Source organism: Pseudomonas putida (assembly GCF_004357765.1).
Taxonomy (GTDB): Bacteria; Pseudomonadota; Gammaproteobacteria; order Pseudomonadales; family Pseudomonadaceae; genus Aquipseudomonas; species Aquipseudomonas putida_U.
Genome location: NZ_SMTE01000009.1, coordinates 133,540 through 150,101, shown reverse-complemented (window position 1 = coordinate 150,101; position 16,562 = coordinate 133,540). Strand labels below are relative to the sequence as shown.

Here is a 16,562-nt window from a genome sequence, read left to right as displayed (position 1 = left end):
TCCTCGGTCAGAAAGTGCGGCTGACGGTGAAGGCGATGAAGTCGCGGTCTTTGAGCGACTGTTCGAAGGTGTAATGGTTGTCGGCGTCGAGGAAGGTGTTCTCCGGGCCGTAGTAGTGCGTGTAGGTCAGGCCCAGGCTCCAGGTGTTCAGGTAATTGCCCTTGAGCCCGACGTTCAGGTCGCCGCCGTGGTCCGTGCCAAAGCCGGTGCCCAGCGCCATCGAGGCGCCGTTGGTGTAGCTCGCACCGATCGGCACCGACAGGTCGAGACCCGGCAGGATCTGTCGGTACATGGGCTCGAACACCAGGCGCAGGCTGGTGGCATCACGGTCGGCGTTGGGGTCGACGGCATCGGCGTTCTTGCTCACCCTCATCACCCGGTTCCACGCGATCTCGCCGAGGAAGCTCGATTCGGCGGCAATGAAGTTCGGCTCCAGGCTGGCGAGCCACGAGAAGTTGGCGTGCAAGGTGCGTCCCGTGGCGTAGACCGGGTTGTCGTCGTTGTCTATCGCCTCGCCCGCGGCCAACGAATGCTGGTTGGTGGAGGCCAGTGGCTGGTTCCAACGCGTGGACAGCTCGCCCGCAAGATTGAAGTTGCCCAGCGTGGTGGAGAAGCTGGCTCCGAGCGCTTCGATGCCTTCGGGGTAGACCCAGTAGAACTCGCCGGCCTTGCCACTGACCGGGTCGAGGTTGGCGAAATCCGGGCGCACGTTGAGTTGCGGCGACTTGTCATGAAAGCGAATGGCATACACGCCCCAGTCGACAGTTTCGCTACGCCAGCGCAATTGCACACCGCCCTGCCCCGAGTCCTTGGCCTCCTTGTCGTTGCCATGGAAGAACGCCAGCGGCTGGCCGCCGGGAAACACCGGCGCACCGACGAACATGCGCTCGGCACCGTCGCCGAAGAAATCGTCGGTGGAGAAGTAGCTGCCAGCGGCCGGCAGGCGGTTGGCTTCCCATTCGAACTGGTAGTAGGCGCCGATCGACACGTCGGGCGTCAGTTGCAGTTGGCCGGAAATCTGCTGCACTGGCCGAATCAGTTCCTTGAATTGAGTGTTGGGGACCGACAGGCCCTTGACCACATCCACCGGCGCCATGCCACCGGCAATGCCGTTCATGCCGTAGAACAAGCTCTCGCCCCACTGCATGGCATAGCGACCCAGGCGGCCGGATACCGGCATGTCGCCGATCTCGGTCTTGCCGAAGATGAACGCGTCGAGCAGTTCGCCCTTGCGCCCGTGCAGCTTGCGCGTGTCATCAGTGAATTCGTCGTAGTCGACCGAATAGCTGTTGGCGCGGCCGGGATCATTGTTGTCGGAGCCTTGGTTGTAGACATCGTCGTACCAGGCCGCGCCGCTGACGCGGGCACCGATGTTGTCGTAGGTGATGTCCAGCTCGGACAGCAGGTCGAGGCGATTGGAGATCAGCCCCTTGTCGAAGTTGCGGTCACCGTCATCCAGGTTCAGCGCGGCCTGCCCTTCGGTTAGCTTGCTGCTGGCGTCCTGGGTTCGCCAGGCGGCGCTGTATTTCAAGGTATTGTCCCAGCGCACCCGCAGGTCGGGGTTGCCGGTGTCGAATTCGAAGGCCTGGGCCTGGCTTGCAGCCAGCGCCACAAGCGCGAGGCTGATGGGTTTGAGCACAGGCGACGGCCGTGCAATTGCACCTTTGCGAGTCAACATCGGGGTTTCCTCTTTCTTGTTCTTGTGCGTCGGTGTTGGCGGTTGGTGAGGGCGTACTGGCCGGCGCGCCGGCAAGGCAGCGCGCACCGGGTACGGGCAATCAGATCGGGCGGGCGGTAACCTCCAGCATCTGCTTGACTAGGCCGATGCGGTCGAAGGACGGATCGCGCTGGACCTCCTTCTCGCCTGCCAGCAGTGACATCTCGCTGATGAACTTGCAGCGTTCGAAGCGCCGCTCCATGAAGCGCTGCAATTGCGCATCCAGACTGTCACCGCAGGTGAGCTCCTCGGCCAACACCACAGCGTCCTCGATGGCCATGCCGGCGCCCTGCCCTAGATGCGGTGTGGTGGCATGGGCCGCATCACCGATGAGCAGCACGCGACCGCGATACCAGGCCTCGTCGACGAACACCGCCTCCAGCGGCTTGTAGACGACCTCGGCGCTGTCAGTGATGTGTTCGCGCAACTCACCGATCAGCCCACCAAAACCGGCTAGGCGCTGGCGCAGGCCAGCCGCCAGAGTGGCGGGCTCCATCCATGGGTTGCCGGGCTCGTGGGAAGTGGTGAACAGGTACATCAGGTCAGACGCCAGCGGCACCAGGCCGGCATTACCCGACGGGCCCTGATAATTGGCCAGGTGGTCGATGCCGACAGCCCGAGGGAAGTTGTAGCGCCACACCGACTGCCCGGTGAAGCGCGGCTGGTAGCGGTCGCCGAACAGCAAGCCGCGGACCTTGGAGAACAACCCGTCGGCGCCGACCACCAACCCGTAGCGGCCCTGGCTACCGTCGCTGAACAACACGTCCACGCCGCCTGCGTCCTGCTCGAAACGCTCAATCGAGGTCCCCAGGCGCACCTGGGTGCCGAGCTCGATGGCGGTTTCGCTAAGCACCTTGTGCAGGGCGCGACGCGAAATACCGACGTTGGCCGGGTACTGCGGACCAGCCAGGCGCTGGCCGGGGATACGCGCCAACTGCTGCCCTTCGGTGGTGTAGATGGCCACGTCCTCGAAGGCATAGGCTGCGTCGAGGTAGGCTTCGAGCAGGCCCAGGCGGTGCATTTCGCGCACCACGTTGCTCTGCTGGATGATGCCGACGCCGTAGACGGTCCATTCGGTCTTCAGCTCGACCAGGTCGACCGCGATGCCTTTGCGGCGCAGGGCGATAGCGGCGCACAGCCCACCAATCCCGCCGCCTACGATCAGCACGTTGTTCACATTGTTCATGGCATGTCTCACGTCTTGTTCTTGTTGTCCGCCCAGTCCTGCAGGGCGGCCGTTCTTTGTGCCTGGGCACAGCTTCCCGTCTGTGCCGGGCTTTGACCAATCGCGTCGCGGGATGCGACCTATCGCGCGGCGCGATAGGTCAGCCGTCGAGCTGCGCCAACGGCAATAGCAGCCAGCCGTCCGCTTGGTGATGATCCAAGGCCTGCAACACCTCGCCGCGACACGGGCCGTGGACGCAGGTGCCGTCTTCTGGCCTGAAGCGCGCACCGTGGGCATAGCAGACGATCCACTGGCCGTCGGCGCTGAGAAAGCGGTCCTTGCGATACTCCAACGGCACCAGCAGATGTGGACAAAGGTTGCGGTAGACCCGTACCTGGTCGCGGTAGCGAAGAGCGAACAAGCTGTCCGCGCCCCTGCCCTGCGGATCGAAGCCCAGCGCCCGGCCTTCGCTCAACTCATTCAGCCGGCACAGCGCCACCCACCCCATCTTTCAACCCTGCTTCGGCGGCGGGCCGCCTGGTGCCCACTTCTCCCGCGAGGTGAACAGGAACAACTGCGAGTTGTCGGCCGACATCGGCGCTTGACGGGCTGCCCATTCATCGTCGTGCTTGTCCATGTCGGCGTCGTACTCGATGTGGCAGCCCAACGGACTGTTGAAGTACCAGAACCAGTTGGAACCCAGCAGGTGGCGGCCAGGGCCCCAGAAGCTGGTCCAGCCGCTCTGCTGGAAGCGCGTGCCGGCCAGCAGCACCTCGGTGCCGCTACCCATGTGGAAGGTGAAGTGCTCGCAGCCCTGCATGTGCGGGGGCGTCTGGATCATGAACAGGCAGTGATGGTCGTCCATGGCGGCGCTGCGCATGAACGGACCGACACCGATGAAGGTGTCGGTGGTGACGAAGCCCAGGCGGTCGCGGTAGAAGGCTTCGCCTTTAGCCGCGTCGGGAACGAAGTACACCACGTGGGACAAGGTCCGTGGCAGTGCCGGCATGTCCGGGCTGATACCGAGCTGGTTGAGTGGGCGCTGCGGCGCGCTGCCCGGTGCGTTGGTAAGGTCGGCCGGCGCTTCGAAGGTTCGGCGGCAGGTCACTTGGAAGGCGATGGCAAAACCGAGGTCATCGAAGGTGTGCAACGCGCCATCGGCATCGCGACACACTTCGCGATCACGGCCGAGCTCGTCAGCGATGGCATCCAGATCGGCCGCTTCCGCGACACCGTAGACCGTTTCGCGCAGCGATGGAGTCGGGCCAAGGGCAGGCGGCAAGCCAGCGTCGTCGCCACGGCGAATGATGATCGAGGTGCCGTCCAGCGCTTCGAAACGGCCGCCGTCGGCGTCCAGTTGAACCGCCGTGAGACCGTAGTCACGCAGGCAATCGGCACAGGCCTGGATATCGTCGACGCCGAACACCAGCGCGTCGAGACCAAGAATGTTCATGGCTACCACTCCATTGAAATTGTTATTCGGCGAGGCAGGGTCACCGGTAGTGGGTCGAGGCGCAGCGGCCGTTCGACTGGATACAGGTTGCTAGGTGCCAGGGCGAGGTGACCAATCGCGAGTCCGGATGCGAGGCATCGGCAATCGCGATACCTGTGCGCAGGCCCATGGCGCCTGGCGTTGGTTCTCTGGAGCGGAGCGAGGTATTGACGTATCCGCAATGCAGCGGGAAGGTATCGCGAAAATAACTACAAGAGTCGAGAGCTATCGCCATGCGCTTTCATCATCTGGATCTGAACCTGCTGGTTGCCCTGGACATCCTGCTCGAGGAGCAGAACATCACCCGCGCCGCCGAACGCCTGCACATGACCCAATCGGCCACCAGCGGCGTGCTCGGCCGTTTACGCACCTTCTTCGAGGACGAGCTGCTGGTGCAGGTCGGGCGCAAGATGCAGCCCACGCCTTATGCTCTGGAGCTGGCCAAACCAGTGCGCGAGGTGCTGCTGACCATCCGCTCCTCGATCACCGCCAAGCCGGTATTCGAGCCGGCCAGCAGCAAGCGCCACTTCCGCCTGGTGACCTCGGACTACCTGATCAGCGTGCTGTTCGCCCAGGTGATCCAGAAGATCCACCAGCAGGCGCCGCACATCACCTTCGAGATGATCAGCCCCGGCGACGGCAGCGCCGAGCTGCTGATGCGCGGCGAGGTCGACATGATGATCGTGCCCGAGCGCTACGTCATCGACGGCCACCCGGCGCAATTGCTGTTCGAGGAAGACCATGTCTGCGTGGTCTGGCGCGACAACCCCGAACTCGGCGAGCAGTTGACCTTGGAGCAGTACATGCAAATGGGGCATATCTCGGTGGGCTTCGGCCGCAACCGCCATCTCAGCATCGAGGACTGGTTCATGAACCAGTACGGTTTCAACCGCCGCCTGGAAGTGATCACCAACGATTTCAACACCTTGCCCCAGTTGCTGGTAGGCACCGCACGGATCGCCACCATGCACCGCCGCCTGGCCGAGCTGTACGCCGGCTACCTGCCCCTGCGCATCCTGCCGCCGCCGGTGAAGATCCCGGTAATGCGCGAGTTCATGCTCTGGCACCGCAGCATGGATGGCGACCCCATGCACCGTTGGCTGCGCGAGCGTATCAGCGACTTCATCCAGCGTGCCGACCGGCAAACGGAGGCATTGCGCGCCAGCGCCTGAGCCGTCCCATCGCCCCGGCCTGCGCCTTGCCGCTGGGGCATCGCGTTTGGCGATACCTCGCATCCCCGATCACGATTGGCCCCACCCTGCCCTGCCTGCGTACCTTGCCTTCGTACCGCGCCTTGCGTGCCTGCCGCATTTCGAGGGCGTCGGACTCAACGACCGCAGAAGGACAACAAGAATGTTCCGTTACTTCCCCACCAACTACGTTTGGAACCTCTCGGTGGATCTCGCCATCGAAATGGGCGCCCGCATGGGCGAGATCGAGCAAATGTGCGCCCCACTGCAGGAAGCCGCCCAGCAGCCCGACGCTGCCGGTACCCAGGCCTTCCGCGAAACCTGGTCGTCCATGGCCGACAAGCTGTGCGCCCTGGCAGAGGAAGACACTGCCGCCGGCCGGCACCTTTCCGCTGGCGAGAAGTACAACCGCGCCGCCACCTACTACCTCACCTGCGAACGCCTGCAAGCCCACGGCGCGCCAGGTCGCGAGGCGTTGTACCAACGGTTTCTCGAAACCTTCGCCCGTGGCATCGACCTGGCCAAGGAAAACTGCGAGCGGGTGGAGATACCGTACGAGGGCAAGCACCTTTCCGGATTGCTGGTACGCGCCGAAGGTGTGAGCGGCCCGGCACCACTGCTGTTGCAAGTCAATGGCCTGGACTCCACCAAGGAGATGAAATACCGCGTCGGCCTGCCTGCATGGCTGGCCAAGCGCGGCATCTCGTCGCTGATCATTGATCAGCCCGGTACCGGCGAAGCACTGCGCCTGCAAGGTCTGGCTGCACGTTACGACAGTGAGCACTGGGCCAGTCGTGTGGTCGACTGGCTGGAAACCCGCGCCGAGGTCGATCCCAAGCGCATCGGCATGGAGGGCGTATCCTTGGGTGGCTATTACTGCCCACGGGCGGTGGCCTTCGAGCCGCGCTTCGCGTGCGGCGTGGTATGGGGCGCCAACCATGACTGGCGCGACGTGCAGAAACGCCGGCTGGAAAAGGAAGGCAACTTCCCGGTACCGCACTACTGGGCGCACGTACGCTGGGTCTGGGGCGCACAGGATATGGATGACTTCATGCGCATTGCCGAGAACGTACACCTCGATGGCATCCTGGATCGGATCCGCGTGCCGTTCCTGGTCACCCACGGCGAGCAGGATTCGCAGATTCCGCTGAAATGGGCGCACCGCACCTACGAGCAACTGGTCAACAGCCCAAAACGTGAACTGAAGATCTTCACCGACCGCGAGGGTGGCGTGCAGCACTCAAGCTTCGACAACAGCATCAATGCTGGGCACTACATCGCCGACTGGGTCGCCGAGACCCTCGGTGGCCGCACTGCCTGATCCGGTAACAGATCACACATCGGACGGCGCCGACTGGCGCCGTTACTTTTCAGATGCCCCACCGAGACAGGTATCGATGGTATCGATGCCCGGCCATCGACGGTGTCTGTTGGAGCTCGACAGTGCCCAGGACGTAGCCTGGGGCAAACAACGAGACGAGGAGAATCACACCATGGGCGCCCTGCATCTGCATTGTTCAACGCTGTTCGATGGCACCAGCCTGCATCCCCGCCAGCATCAGACCCTGATCATCGAAGGTGGCCTGATCCGCCATGTCGGCCCGACTGCCGAAGCCCCCCGCCCACGGCAAGGCGAGCGCGAGGTCCAGGCCAACTTCGTCATGCCCGGGCTGGTAGACGTGCACACTCACCTGGCGTTCGGTAATGCCCAGAGTGAGGAAGACATCGACATCTGGACCAGCGATGAATTCCGCGCCTTGCGTGGGTTGTTCTTCGCCCAGCACGTGCTCGCCGCCGGGGTGACCTCGATGGTGTGCCCTGGTGATAGCGGCCAACTCAGCATTGCCGTGCGCAATACGGTCAACGCCGGTCTGTTCGAGGGCCCGCGCATCGCCGCCAGCAGCCGCGTGATCACCAACCGGCAAAGCCTCAACGACTGGTTCCCCAGTCGCGTCGGTGCGCCGGAATATTTCACCGCCGCACTGGTCACCAGTCGCACCGAAGCCATCGCGCAAATCCGCAAGCAGGCCAAGGACGGCGTCGACTTGATCAAGATCGCCATGGATGGCACCTACCGTCGCCCAAACGGGGAAATCATCGCCGCCTTCACTGCCGACGAAACCCGCGAGATGGTCGATGAAGCCCACCGCCTAGGCTGCCGTGTGGCGACCCACGCCTATGGTCGGGAAGCGGTGATGTACGCCGCCAAGGCCGGTGTCGACCTGGTGTTCCATGCCTTCTACATGGATGACGCCTGCATCGAGGCGCTGCTCGAGGCCGGTAGCGTGCTGGCCCCAACCATGACTTTCCCGCAGAACACCGTGGACTTCTGTCAGCCCCACGACCCGGCGATCAGCACCGGCTATGCTGGCTACTGCGCCCGTACCTTGGAGCTCGGCACCCCGGTGCTCAAGCGCGCCAAGGCTGCCGGCGTGCCGTTTGCCTGCGGCAGCGACAGCGGCTTTGCCGTCACCCCCTACGGCGAATGGCATGCTCGCGAACTGGAGCTGCTGGTCCAGCGCCTGGACTTCACGCCAGCCGAAGCACTGTTCGCCGCGACCAATGTCGGCGCCCGCCTGATGCCGCGCGGCGAGACGCTCGGCAGCCTGGCGCCGGGCAAACAGGCCGACCTGCTGGTACTCGACGGCTCGCCCTTGGACGATATCCGCATCCTCCAGGACCGCAACCGCCTGCAGGCGGTGTACAAGGCCGGGGAGCCGGTGCGCCTGCAACGTACCGCCTACAACCCCAAGCAGGTATCGGATTTCAACTCGCTGAAATGGACCGATCTGTACACCCGCGATCGTGTAGCGGAACTCGGCAAATGGAGCCTTTGAACATGCCAACCCTGGACTTCGAACTGGCTGCAAATCTGGCCGGCACAACACTGCGCCAAGCCCGAGTACAGGGCCTGAAACCCTTGGCGGTTGCAGTTCTTGACAGCGCCGGTCATCCGCTGGCGGTACTGCGCGACGAACTGGCGAGCTTTCTACGCCCGCAGATTGCCACCGGCAAGGCCCGTGGTTGCCTGGGCATGGGCGTCGGTGGTCGCGAAATGGCGCGCCGGGCACAGGCCATGCCTGCGTTCTTCGGTGCCATCAACAGCCTCACAGATGGCCAGGTGATTCCGGTCGCGGGAGGTATTCTCTTGCGAGATGCAGAAGGCCGTTTGCTGGGCGCCATCGGCGTCAGCGGAGACACCTCGGACAACGACGAGCGCTGCGCCCTGCTGGCCATTGAGGCAGTCGGACTGATCGGCGATACCGGCGATCCTCAGTCCTGAACCAGCAGCTTGGCCTGCTCCGTCAGCGGTTGGCGGAGCCAGGCCAAGGCTGGATCGGTCGCCAGCTGAGTATGTTTCGATGGTCGGTATCTTCTACCGAGATACCTGGTCTGGAACGACCTGCTCTGTTGTCGCACACCGTTCGGATCGTGTCGCGTAGAGCATGCTGCCGCCCCGATAGACCGCCTACCCTGCCTCCCTGTCAAAGGCGTAAACCAGAAAAAAGCTGACAACACCCGCCATGGGAGCACTGCTCGTGCCTATCGATTTCAGACCCGCCCAAGCCTCGGACGCGCAAGACATCGCGCGTTTCTTCCAAGTGACATCGGAAGGCATGGCCGATTACATATGGAGCAAGCTCGCCGCCCCCGGAGAGACATTGCTCAGTGTCGGTACCTCTCGCTATGCCAGGGAACAGGGCGACTTTTCTTACAAAAACTGCCTGATGGCCACTTTCGAAGGGCGCGTCATCGGCATGATGCATAGCTACGCCTTGCGCGCGGTCGAGGACAGACCGGTGGAGACCGACCCGGTCCTCGCGCCTTATGCCGACATGGAAATACCCGATACCTTGTACATATCCAGCTTGGCGCTGGATGAGGCTTGGCGGAACCAGGGGCTGGGCGTCCAGTTTCTGCATCACGCCCAGCAGCGCGCCGATGACGCTGGGCTCGATGGGCTGTGCCTGATCGATTACGCGGAAAACCACGGTGCACGCCGCTTCTACGAACGGCACGGTTTTCAGACTGTTAAAACCTGCCAGATCGTGCCGCACCCGATGCTGGGCGTAACCGGTGAAGCCTATTTGATGTATCGCCCTACTCACAACCTGCTCGAGAACACGTGATTATCGTGCCTGCGAACTAGGCCCAGGGGTGCGCTTGGCGGCAAAGATCCAGCTAACAACGCCCCCGAAAATACTCACCGAGAAACTCCACCGTCACTTTCACCTTCGCCGAATTGAGCAACGGCGAGGTGTGCACGGCCCAGATGTCTGCCGGCTGTCGGTACTCACCGAGCACCTGAACCAGCCGTTGCGACTGCAAGTCTTCTTTGATGTCCCACATCGAACGCAGCAATATCCCACGACCATCCAGGCACCACTGGCGGGCGATCTCGCCATTGTTGGTGGACAGGCTGCCCGCGACCTTCACCGTCTCCGCCCCTCTGGGCCCCGTCAGGTTCCACACGCCAAAGGGATGATCGCGTTCCTTGATCACAAGGCAATCGTGGTACCCGAGATCCGTCAATGATGCGGGTGTGCCATGGGCTCGCAAGTACTCGGGGCTGGCGCACAGCACCCGGTGGTTCTTTGCCAGCGGCTTGGCGATGACATGGGGCGCGAGGTCGTTACCGACCCGGATGTCCAGATCAACGCCCTCTTCCGCCAGGTCGAGCAAGCGGTCCTGCACATCGAGGCGAATGTCCAGGCCGGGGTAACGCACGGCCAACTCCGCCAAGGCCGGAGCCACCATGCGCCGTCCCAGACCGGGGCTGCTCACCACTCTCAGCAGGCCTTTGGGTTCGCCATGCAAGGCATCGATCTCATCACCCAGCTGGCTGACCTGATAGAGCAACTGCTGCGCCCAGCGGCTGACCCGCTCACCGTCATCGGTCAGCGTCACGCTGCGGGTGGAGCGATGCAACAGACGCAGATTCAGGTCTCGCTCCAGGGCACGAATGCGCTTGCTGACGAACGCGGGAGACATGCCCAGTTCGTCTGCAGCGGCCGTGAAGCTGAAGCGACGGGTGACCAGCAGGAATACCTTCAGGTCGTGCAGGCTAGGGAGATTATTCACGGATCAGAAACCAAGTTTCCACGGGAGAGCTGATTTTGTCCGAAATGAATAGGATTAGCCTAGTGCTTCCTTCATCGACCCGAGCACCTGTCCATGACCCGACCTCCCTTCCGCATCGCCGCCATCCCTGGGGACGGTATCGGCCTCGAAGTCCTGCCAGAGGGCATCCGAGTGCTGGAAACCGCAGCGCGCAAACACGATCTGGCACTGCAGTTCGACACCTTTGAATGGGCCAGCTGCGACTACTACCTGCAACACGGCAAGATGATGCCCGACGACTGGGCCGAGCAACTCAAGCCATACGACGCCATCTACTTCGGTGCCGTCGGCTGGCCGGACAAGGTGCCTGACCACATCTCCCTGTGGGGCTCGCTGCTCAAGTTCCGTCGCGAGTTCGACCAGTACGTGAACATCCGCCCGGTGCGCCTGTTCCCGGGTGTACCGTGCGCCCTGGCCAACCGCAAGGTCGGCGACATCGACTTCGTGGTAGTGCGGGAAAACACCGAAGGCGAGTATTCGTCCGTCGGTGGCATCATGTTCGAGAACACTGACAACGAATTCGTCATTCAAGAGTCGATCTTCACCCGTCGTGGCGTCGATCGGATTCTCAAGTACGCCTTCGAACTGGCCGAACAGCGAGAGCGCAAGCACGTGACCTCGGCCACCAAGTCCAACGGCATGGCCATCAGCATGCCCTACTGGGACAAACGCACCGAAGCTATGGCCGCTCAGTACCCTCAGGTCACCTGGGACAAGCAGCACATCGACATCCTCTGCGCACGTTTCGTGTTGCAGCCGGATCGCTTCGATGTGGTAGTGGCCTCCAACCTGTTCGGCGACATCCTGTCGGACCTCGGGCCGGCCTGTGCAGGCACCATCGGCATCGCCCCGTCAGCCAACTTGAACCCCGAGCGCAACTTCCCATCACTGTTCGAGCCGGTGCATGGTTCTGCGCCGGACATCTTTGGCAAGAACATTGCCAACCCGATCGCGATGATCTGGTCCGGCGCGATGATGCTGGAGTTTCTGGGCCAGGGCGATGAGCGCTACCAACGCGCCCACGATGACATGCTCAAGGCCATCGAACGTGTGATTGCCGAGGGTTCGGTCACCCCTGACATGGGCGGCAAACTGTCCACCCAGCAGGTCGGAGCCGCCATCAGCGACACGCTGGCCCGCCTCGACTGAGCGCTATCGAGCTTGAAACCGGCATACCTGAGCCCTCTGCGCAGGATATGCCGTCAACCCCTCGGTTTTTGCAATAAAGCACTTTCCCAGCGCCCATTTGTGCGCCCTTGCGCCTGGGCCCTGCCGGTACATTAGACCGAGGGGTCATCCATCCAGCGGCCCGACAAGACCGCCCCTGCTCGCCTCCTGCACCTGCCCACATCCGAATGGGAGTTTTGCACATGACAATATCCACGCTACGCACCCTGCAGCTTTCCACCCTCGCCGTGCTCATCGGCAGCGCATCGCTTGCCCAGGCGGGAGAGTCGATCACTTTCGTCTCCCAAGGCGGCGCCTACCAGGAAGCGCAAAGCAAGGCGATCCTGGAGCCAGCCGCCAAGAAACTGGGCCTGACCCTGAAACAGGACAGCTCGCCCAAGGCCTATCCCATCATCAAGACCCAGGTGCAGAGTGGCAACGTGAGTTGGGACGTGGTCGACCTTCCCACCGGCGACTGCATCCGCGGTGAACAAGAAGGTCTGTTCGAGAAGCTCGATCTCGCCCTGATTCCCAATGCCGCGCAACTGCCGGCACCGCTCAAGGACGACTACAGCGTCGGCTATATCAGCTATTCCACCGTGCTGGCCTACCGCACCGACGCCTTCGACCAGGCCAGCGCACCGAAATCCTGGGCCGACTTCTGGAACACCGACAAGTATCCGGGTGAACGCTCGCTGCGCAACCTGCCACGCCCGACCCTGGAGATCGCCCTGCTGGCCGATGGGGTGGCGCCCGACCAGCTATACCCGCTGGACGTCGACCGCGCCTTCAAGAAGCTCGAGCAGATCAAACCGCACATCGCCACCTGGTGGACCTCCGGCGGGCAATCGGCACAACTGATCAGCGACGGTGAAGTCGACATGATCCAAGCCTGGAACGGCCGCATCAGCGCCGTGCAAGCCGACGGCGCACCGGTTGCATTCAACTACGACCAGGGCATCCTCGAAACCAATTCGTTGTGCGTACTCAAAGGCAGCAAGCATCGCGATGCCGCGATGAAGTTCGTCAACGAGCTGATCGATGCGCGCTTGCAGGCCGCCTTGCCGATGATCATCGACTACGGCCCACTGAACCCGAAAGCCTTCGAGGCCGGTGTCATCCCAGCCAAGCGAGCCGAGCAATTACCTTCCTCACCTGGCAACATGCAGCGCCAGGCCCTGCTCTCGGCCCAGTGGTGGGCGTCGGACGCCGGAGTCAAGGCCGAAGAGCGTTGGTTGTCATTCGTGCAGAAGCAGTGACCGGAGGCCGATATGACACAGGCTTATCTCGCACGATCGATGCCGGACTCCAGCCCAGCCCCCATGACCACACCCGAGGCCTTGCAGCGTGAAGAGCGCAAGGAGCACGCGAGCATGCTGCTTTTGCTGCTGCCGGCATTGCTGATGGTGGCGGTGTTGTTGATCCTGCCATTGGGCTGGCTGGCCTTGCAGTCGGTACAGGGTGACGACGGCTTCACCCTGGCCAACTATTTGCGGATCTTCGAAGAGCGCATCTACTGGGACACCTTCGCGCTGACCTTCAAGATCAGCCTGATCGTCACTGTGCTGTCGATCCTGCTGGGCTTCCCCATCGCCTATGCCGCGGCGCGCTTGCAGGGGCTGTGGGGCAACTTGATTCTGGTCTGCGTGATCATTCCCTTCTGGACCAGCGTACTGGTGCGCTCCTACGCCTGGCTGGTACTGCTGCAGCGGCGCGGTCTGGTCAACCAGACCTTGCTCGACCTGGGCCTGATCGACAAGCCGCTGAACCTGATGCACAACACCACCGGCACCGTGATCGGCACCTTGCATGTGATGTTGCCGTTCATGGTGCTGCCGTTGTACGCGGTGATGCGCAAGATCCCCCAGGACCTGCTGCAAGCTTCCAGCAGCCTCGGCGCTTCGCCGTTCTATTCGTTCCGCCGCGTGTTCCTGCCCATGGCCGCCCCCGGGGTCATGGCAGGTTCGATCCTGGTGTTCGTGATCTGCCTGGGCTTCTTCATTACCCCCGAGTTGCTCGGTGGCGGGCGCACCATCCTGGTGTCGATGCTGGTGCAACGTAATGTCGAGCTGTACCACGCCTGGGGCGCTGCCAGTGCCGTAGGACTGGTGCTGTTGCTGGTGGTGTTCCTGATTTTCTGGGGCATCAACCGCTTCATCCCGATCGAACGTGTTCTGGGAGCGCGCTGACATGAAAGCCTTGTTCTCCAACCTGCGCATCTCGAACCTTGTGTTCGGGCTGCTGGTGGCGATGATCCTCGCCTACCTGATCGTGCCGGTGCTGATCGTGGTGCCGATGTCGTTCTCCGAAGCCCGCTTCCTGCAATTTCCGCCCAAGGAATGGTCGCTTAACTGGTATGCGGCATTCTTCCAGAGCATCGAGTGGATGAGCGCCGCCAAGGTCAGTCTGATCACAGCCCTGGCCACGACCCTGATCTCGCTACCGGTGGGCATGGCGGCGGCCTATGCGATCAACAACTCGACGCTCAAGATCATCCGCACGCTGCAGATCATTCTGCTGTTGCCGATGATGGTGCCGATCATCCTGATCGCGGCTGGGGTGTTCTTCGTTTACGCCCGGGTCGGGCTGGTCAGCTCGCTGATCGGCCTGGTGCTGGCGCACATCATGTTGGCACTGCCCTACGTGATCATCGCCTTGCTGGCAGGGCTGCGCAATTTCGACATGTCCCAGGAGATGGTGGCGCGCAGCCTCGGCATGAACCGCTTTCGCGCATTCATGGCGGTGACACTGCCACAGATCAAGCCGAGCGTAGTGTCGGCAACGTTGTTCGCCTTCATCACCTCGCTGGATGAAACCGTGGTGGCGCTGTTCATCTCCGGTGGCGACAACCAGACCCTCACCAAACGCATGTTCACGGCACTGCGTGACGAGATCGACCCGACCATCGCGGCCATCAGCTCAATGCTGATCCTCGCCTCGCTGCTGCTGGTGGTCATCGCCGGGCGCAACAAACAGGCCTGAAGCCCCTGCCGCTTCGCTTCGAAGCGCTGCGGCAGGTCCTGCTGTCACCCCGCTCAATTCGGCATCTCTGGCTGCCCGCCCGGGCCAACTTGGCATCGGGCGCTGGCCGCGGCTTCTTACACTTTGCCCATAACGGCAACCACGCTACAGGTAACCCCATGTTGAAAGCCCAATTACGCGACCCGTCCCTGCTGGTGGAGAAATCCTACGCCAATGGTGTATGGATCGACGCCGACGATGGCGCCACCCTGGCCGTCATCAACCCCGCCAATGGCCAGACCCTGGCCCATGTACCGGCCCTTGGCGCCAGCGAAACCCGCCGCGCCATCGCCGCCGCCGAAGCCAGCTTCCAGGCCTGGCGCGAAGTACCACCCGCCGAGCGGGCCCGTGTGCTGGAAGACTGGTACCAGGCAATCCTGGCCAACCAGGACGATTTGGCAGTGATCATGAGTGCCGAACAAGGCAAGCCACTGACCGAGGCCAAAGGCGAAATCGGCTATGGCGCCAGCTTCGTCAAATGGTTTGCCGAGGAAGCCCGGCGCATCTATGGCGATACGATCCCCGCCCCCACCCGCGACCGGCGCATCCTGGTGCTCAAGCAGCCGGTCGGCGTGGTGGCCGCCATCACTCCGTGGAATTTCCCCAACGCCATGATCACGCGCAAATGCGCTCCGGCCTTGGCGGCGGGTTGCAGCATCGTGGTCAAACCGTCGGAGCTGACCCCGCTCTCGGCCCTGGCGCTAGCGGTACTGGCCGAACGCGTGGGCATTCCAGCCGGCGTGTTCAACGTACTGACCGGGCTGCCGGCGGGCGTCGGCAGCGAACTGACCGCCAACCCGAGTGTGCGCAAGCTGTCGTTTACCGGCTCGACCAAGGTCGGCCAACTGCTGATGAGCCAATGCGCGACCACCCTCAAGCGCCTGAGCCTGGAGCTGGGCGGCAATGCGCCCTTCATCGTGTTCGACGATGCGGACCTCGACCTGGCGATCCAGGGGGTGATGCTGAGCAAATTCCGCAATGCCGGGCAAACCTGCGTGTGTGCCAACCGCATTCTGGTGCAGGACGGCATTTATGAGCAGTTCGCCGAGCGCCTCTGCGCCGAGGTGGCCAGACTCAAGGTCGGCGACGCCTTCACCCCAGGTGTCACCCTCGGCCCGCTGATCAACGCTGGCGCCGTGGACAAGGTGCGCCGGCACATCGACGATGCTGTGGCCAAGGGCGCATCGGTGATCGCCGGTGGCCTGCCTGAGGGCGACGGCCAGTTCGTGCAGCCGACCGTGCTGCGTGACGCCAGCCCCGACATGCTGCTGGCCAGCGAAGAAACCTTCGGCCCCGTGGCGCCGCTGTTTCGCTTCACGGAAGAAGCCGAAGCGCTGGAGATCGCCAACGCCACGCCCTATGGCCTGGGCGCTTACTACTTTACCCAGGACATGCGCCGCGCCTGGCGCGTGGGCGAGCGCCTGGAGTTCGGCATGGTCGGCCTCAACACCGGGGTCATCTCCATGGAAGTGGCGCCCTTCGGCGGCATGAAGCAGTCGGGGACCGGCCGCGAGGGCTCCAAGTACGGGCTGGACGAGTTCCTCGAGATCAAAGCCTGGCACATGGGCGGCTTGGGCTGAGCGCAGCACATCTGACTTTTGAACCGGAGCAAAACAGCACGAACCGGGTGGCCGGCTGTGCTCAGATGAACACAGCCCGCTAGCCCCGTTGCCCTGCGCAGGAGAATTT

Annotated in this window: 15 protein-coding genes; 10 read left to right on the top strand and 5 right to left on the bottom strand. The window is 63.0% G+C overall.

Annotated features, from left to right (window positions below):
* Nucleotides 1-7 precede the first annotated feature (7 nt).
* From E2H86_RS15215 to E2H86_RS15200, 4 genes are all read right to left on the bottom strand, one after another.
* Nucleotides 8-1,678 carry a DUF1302 domain-containing protein gene (locus E2H86_RS15215; RefSeq protein WP_133329208.1) on the bottom strand — a complete coding sequence of 557 codons (1,671 nt, stop codon included), beginning with the start codon at nt 1,676-1,678 and terminating at the stop codon, nt 8-10.
* Nucleotides 1,679-1,778: 100 nt separating this feature from the next.
* Nucleotides 1,779-2,903, bottom strand: coding sequence for an FAD-dependent oxidoreductase (locus E2H86_RS15210; RefSeq protein WP_133329206.1), 1,125 nt, complete (start codon nt 2,901-2,903; stop codon nt 1,779-1,781).
* Between the two features lie 139 nt (nt 2,904-3,042).
* Nucleotides 3,043-3,390: a Rieske (2Fe-2S) protein gene (locus tag E2H86_RS15205; RefSeq protein ID WP_133329204.1), complete on the bottom strand. Its 348-nt coding sequence runs from the start codon at nt 3,388-3,390 to the stop codon at nt 3,043-3,045.
* A 3-nt stretch (nt 3,391-3,393) separates the two neighbouring features.
* Nucleotides 3,394-4,335, bottom strand: coding sequence for a VOC family protein (locus E2H86_RS15200; protein WP_133329202.1), 942 nt, complete (start codon nt 4,333-4,335; stop codon nt 3,394-3,396).
* A 272-nt stretch (nt 4,336-4,607) separates the two neighbouring features.
* Between E2H86_RS15200 and E2H86_RS15195 the strand changes: the two genes are divergently transcribed.
* The 5 genes from E2H86_RS15195 (at nt 4,608) to E2H86_RS15175 (ending at nt 9,694) form a co-directional block, all read left to right on the top strand.
* On the top strand, nt 4,608-5,546 hold the full coding sequence (locus E2H86_RS15195; protein ID WP_133329200.1) for a LysR family transcriptional regulator: 939 nt from the start codon (nt 4,608-4,610) through the stop codon (nt 5,544-5,546).
* Nucleotides 5,547-5,727: 181 nt separating this feature from the next.
* Nucleotides 5,728-6,885, top strand: a complete 1,158-nt coding sequence (locus tag E2H86_RS15190) for an alpha/beta hydrolase family protein (RefSeq protein WP_133329198.1) — start codon at nt 5,728-5,730, stop codon at nt 6,883-6,885.
* A 172-nt stretch (nt 6,886-7,057) separates the two neighbouring features.
* Complete coding sequence (locus E2H86_RS15185) at nt 7,058-8,401, top strand: metal-dependent hydrolase family protein (RefSeq protein WP_133329460.1); 1,344 nt, start codon at nt 7,058-7,060, stop codon at nt 8,399-8,401.
* A 2-nt stretch (nt 8,402-8,403) separates the two neighbouring features.
* Complete coding sequence (locus E2H86_RS15180; protein WP_133329196.1) at nt 8,404-8,847, top strand: GlcG/HbpS family heme-binding protein; 444 nt, start codon at nt 8,404-8,406, stop codon at nt 8,845-8,847.
* A gap of 241 nt (nt 8,848-9,088) precedes the next feature.
* Entirely contained in the window at nt 9,089-9,694 is a 606-nt protein-coding gene (locus tag E2H86_RS15175) for a GNAT family N-acetyltransferase (protein WP_133329194.1), read from the top strand.
* Between the two features lie 52 nt (nt 9,695-9,746).
* On the opposite strand, the gene E2H86_RS15170 is transcribed toward E2H86_RS15175, so the two are convergent.
* A complete protein-coding gene (locus tag E2H86_RS15170; protein WP_133329192.1) occupies nt 9,747-10,646 on the bottom strand; it encodes a LysR substrate-binding domain-containing protein in 900 nt (299 codons plus the stop codon).
* Between the two features lie 93 nt (nt 10,647-10,739).
* On the opposite strand from E2H86_RS15170, the gene E2H86_RS15165 reads away from it, so the two are divergent.
* From E2H86_RS15165 to E2H86_RS15145, 5 genes are all read left to right on the top strand, one after another.
* Complete coding sequence (locus E2H86_RS15165) at nt 10,740-11,834, top strand: tartrate dehydrogenase (protein ID WP_133329190.1); 1,095 nt, start codon at nt 10,740-10,742, stop codon at nt 11,832-11,834.
* Nucleotides 11,835-12,055: 221 nt separating this feature from the next.
* Complete coding sequence (locus E2H86_RS15160; protein ID WP_243744062.1) at nt 12,056-13,111, top strand: ABC transporter substrate-binding protein; 1,056 nt, start codon at nt 12,056-12,058, stop codon at nt 13,109-13,111.
* A 12-nt stretch (nt 13,112-13,123) separates the two neighbouring features.
* Nucleotides 13,124-14,041, top strand: a complete 918-nt coding sequence (locus tag E2H86_RS15155; RefSeq protein WP_133329188.1) for an ABC transporter permease — start codon at nt 13,124-13,126, stop codon at nt 14,039-14,041.
* 1 nt (nt 14,042) lies between these two features.
* Nucleotides 14,043-14,834 (top strand): ABC transporter permease, encoded by a 792-nt coding sequence (locus E2H86_RS15150; RefSeq protein WP_133329186.1) that lies wholly within the window; start codon nt 14,043-14,045, stop codon nt 14,832-14,834.
* Between the two features lie 158 nt (nt 14,835-14,992).
* Entirely contained in the window at nt 14,993-16,453 is a 1,461-nt protein-coding gene (locus E2H86_RS15145) for an NAD-dependent succinate-semialdehyde dehydrogenase (protein WP_133329184.1), read from the top strand.
* Nucleotides 16,454-16,562 lie beyond the last annotated feature (109 nt).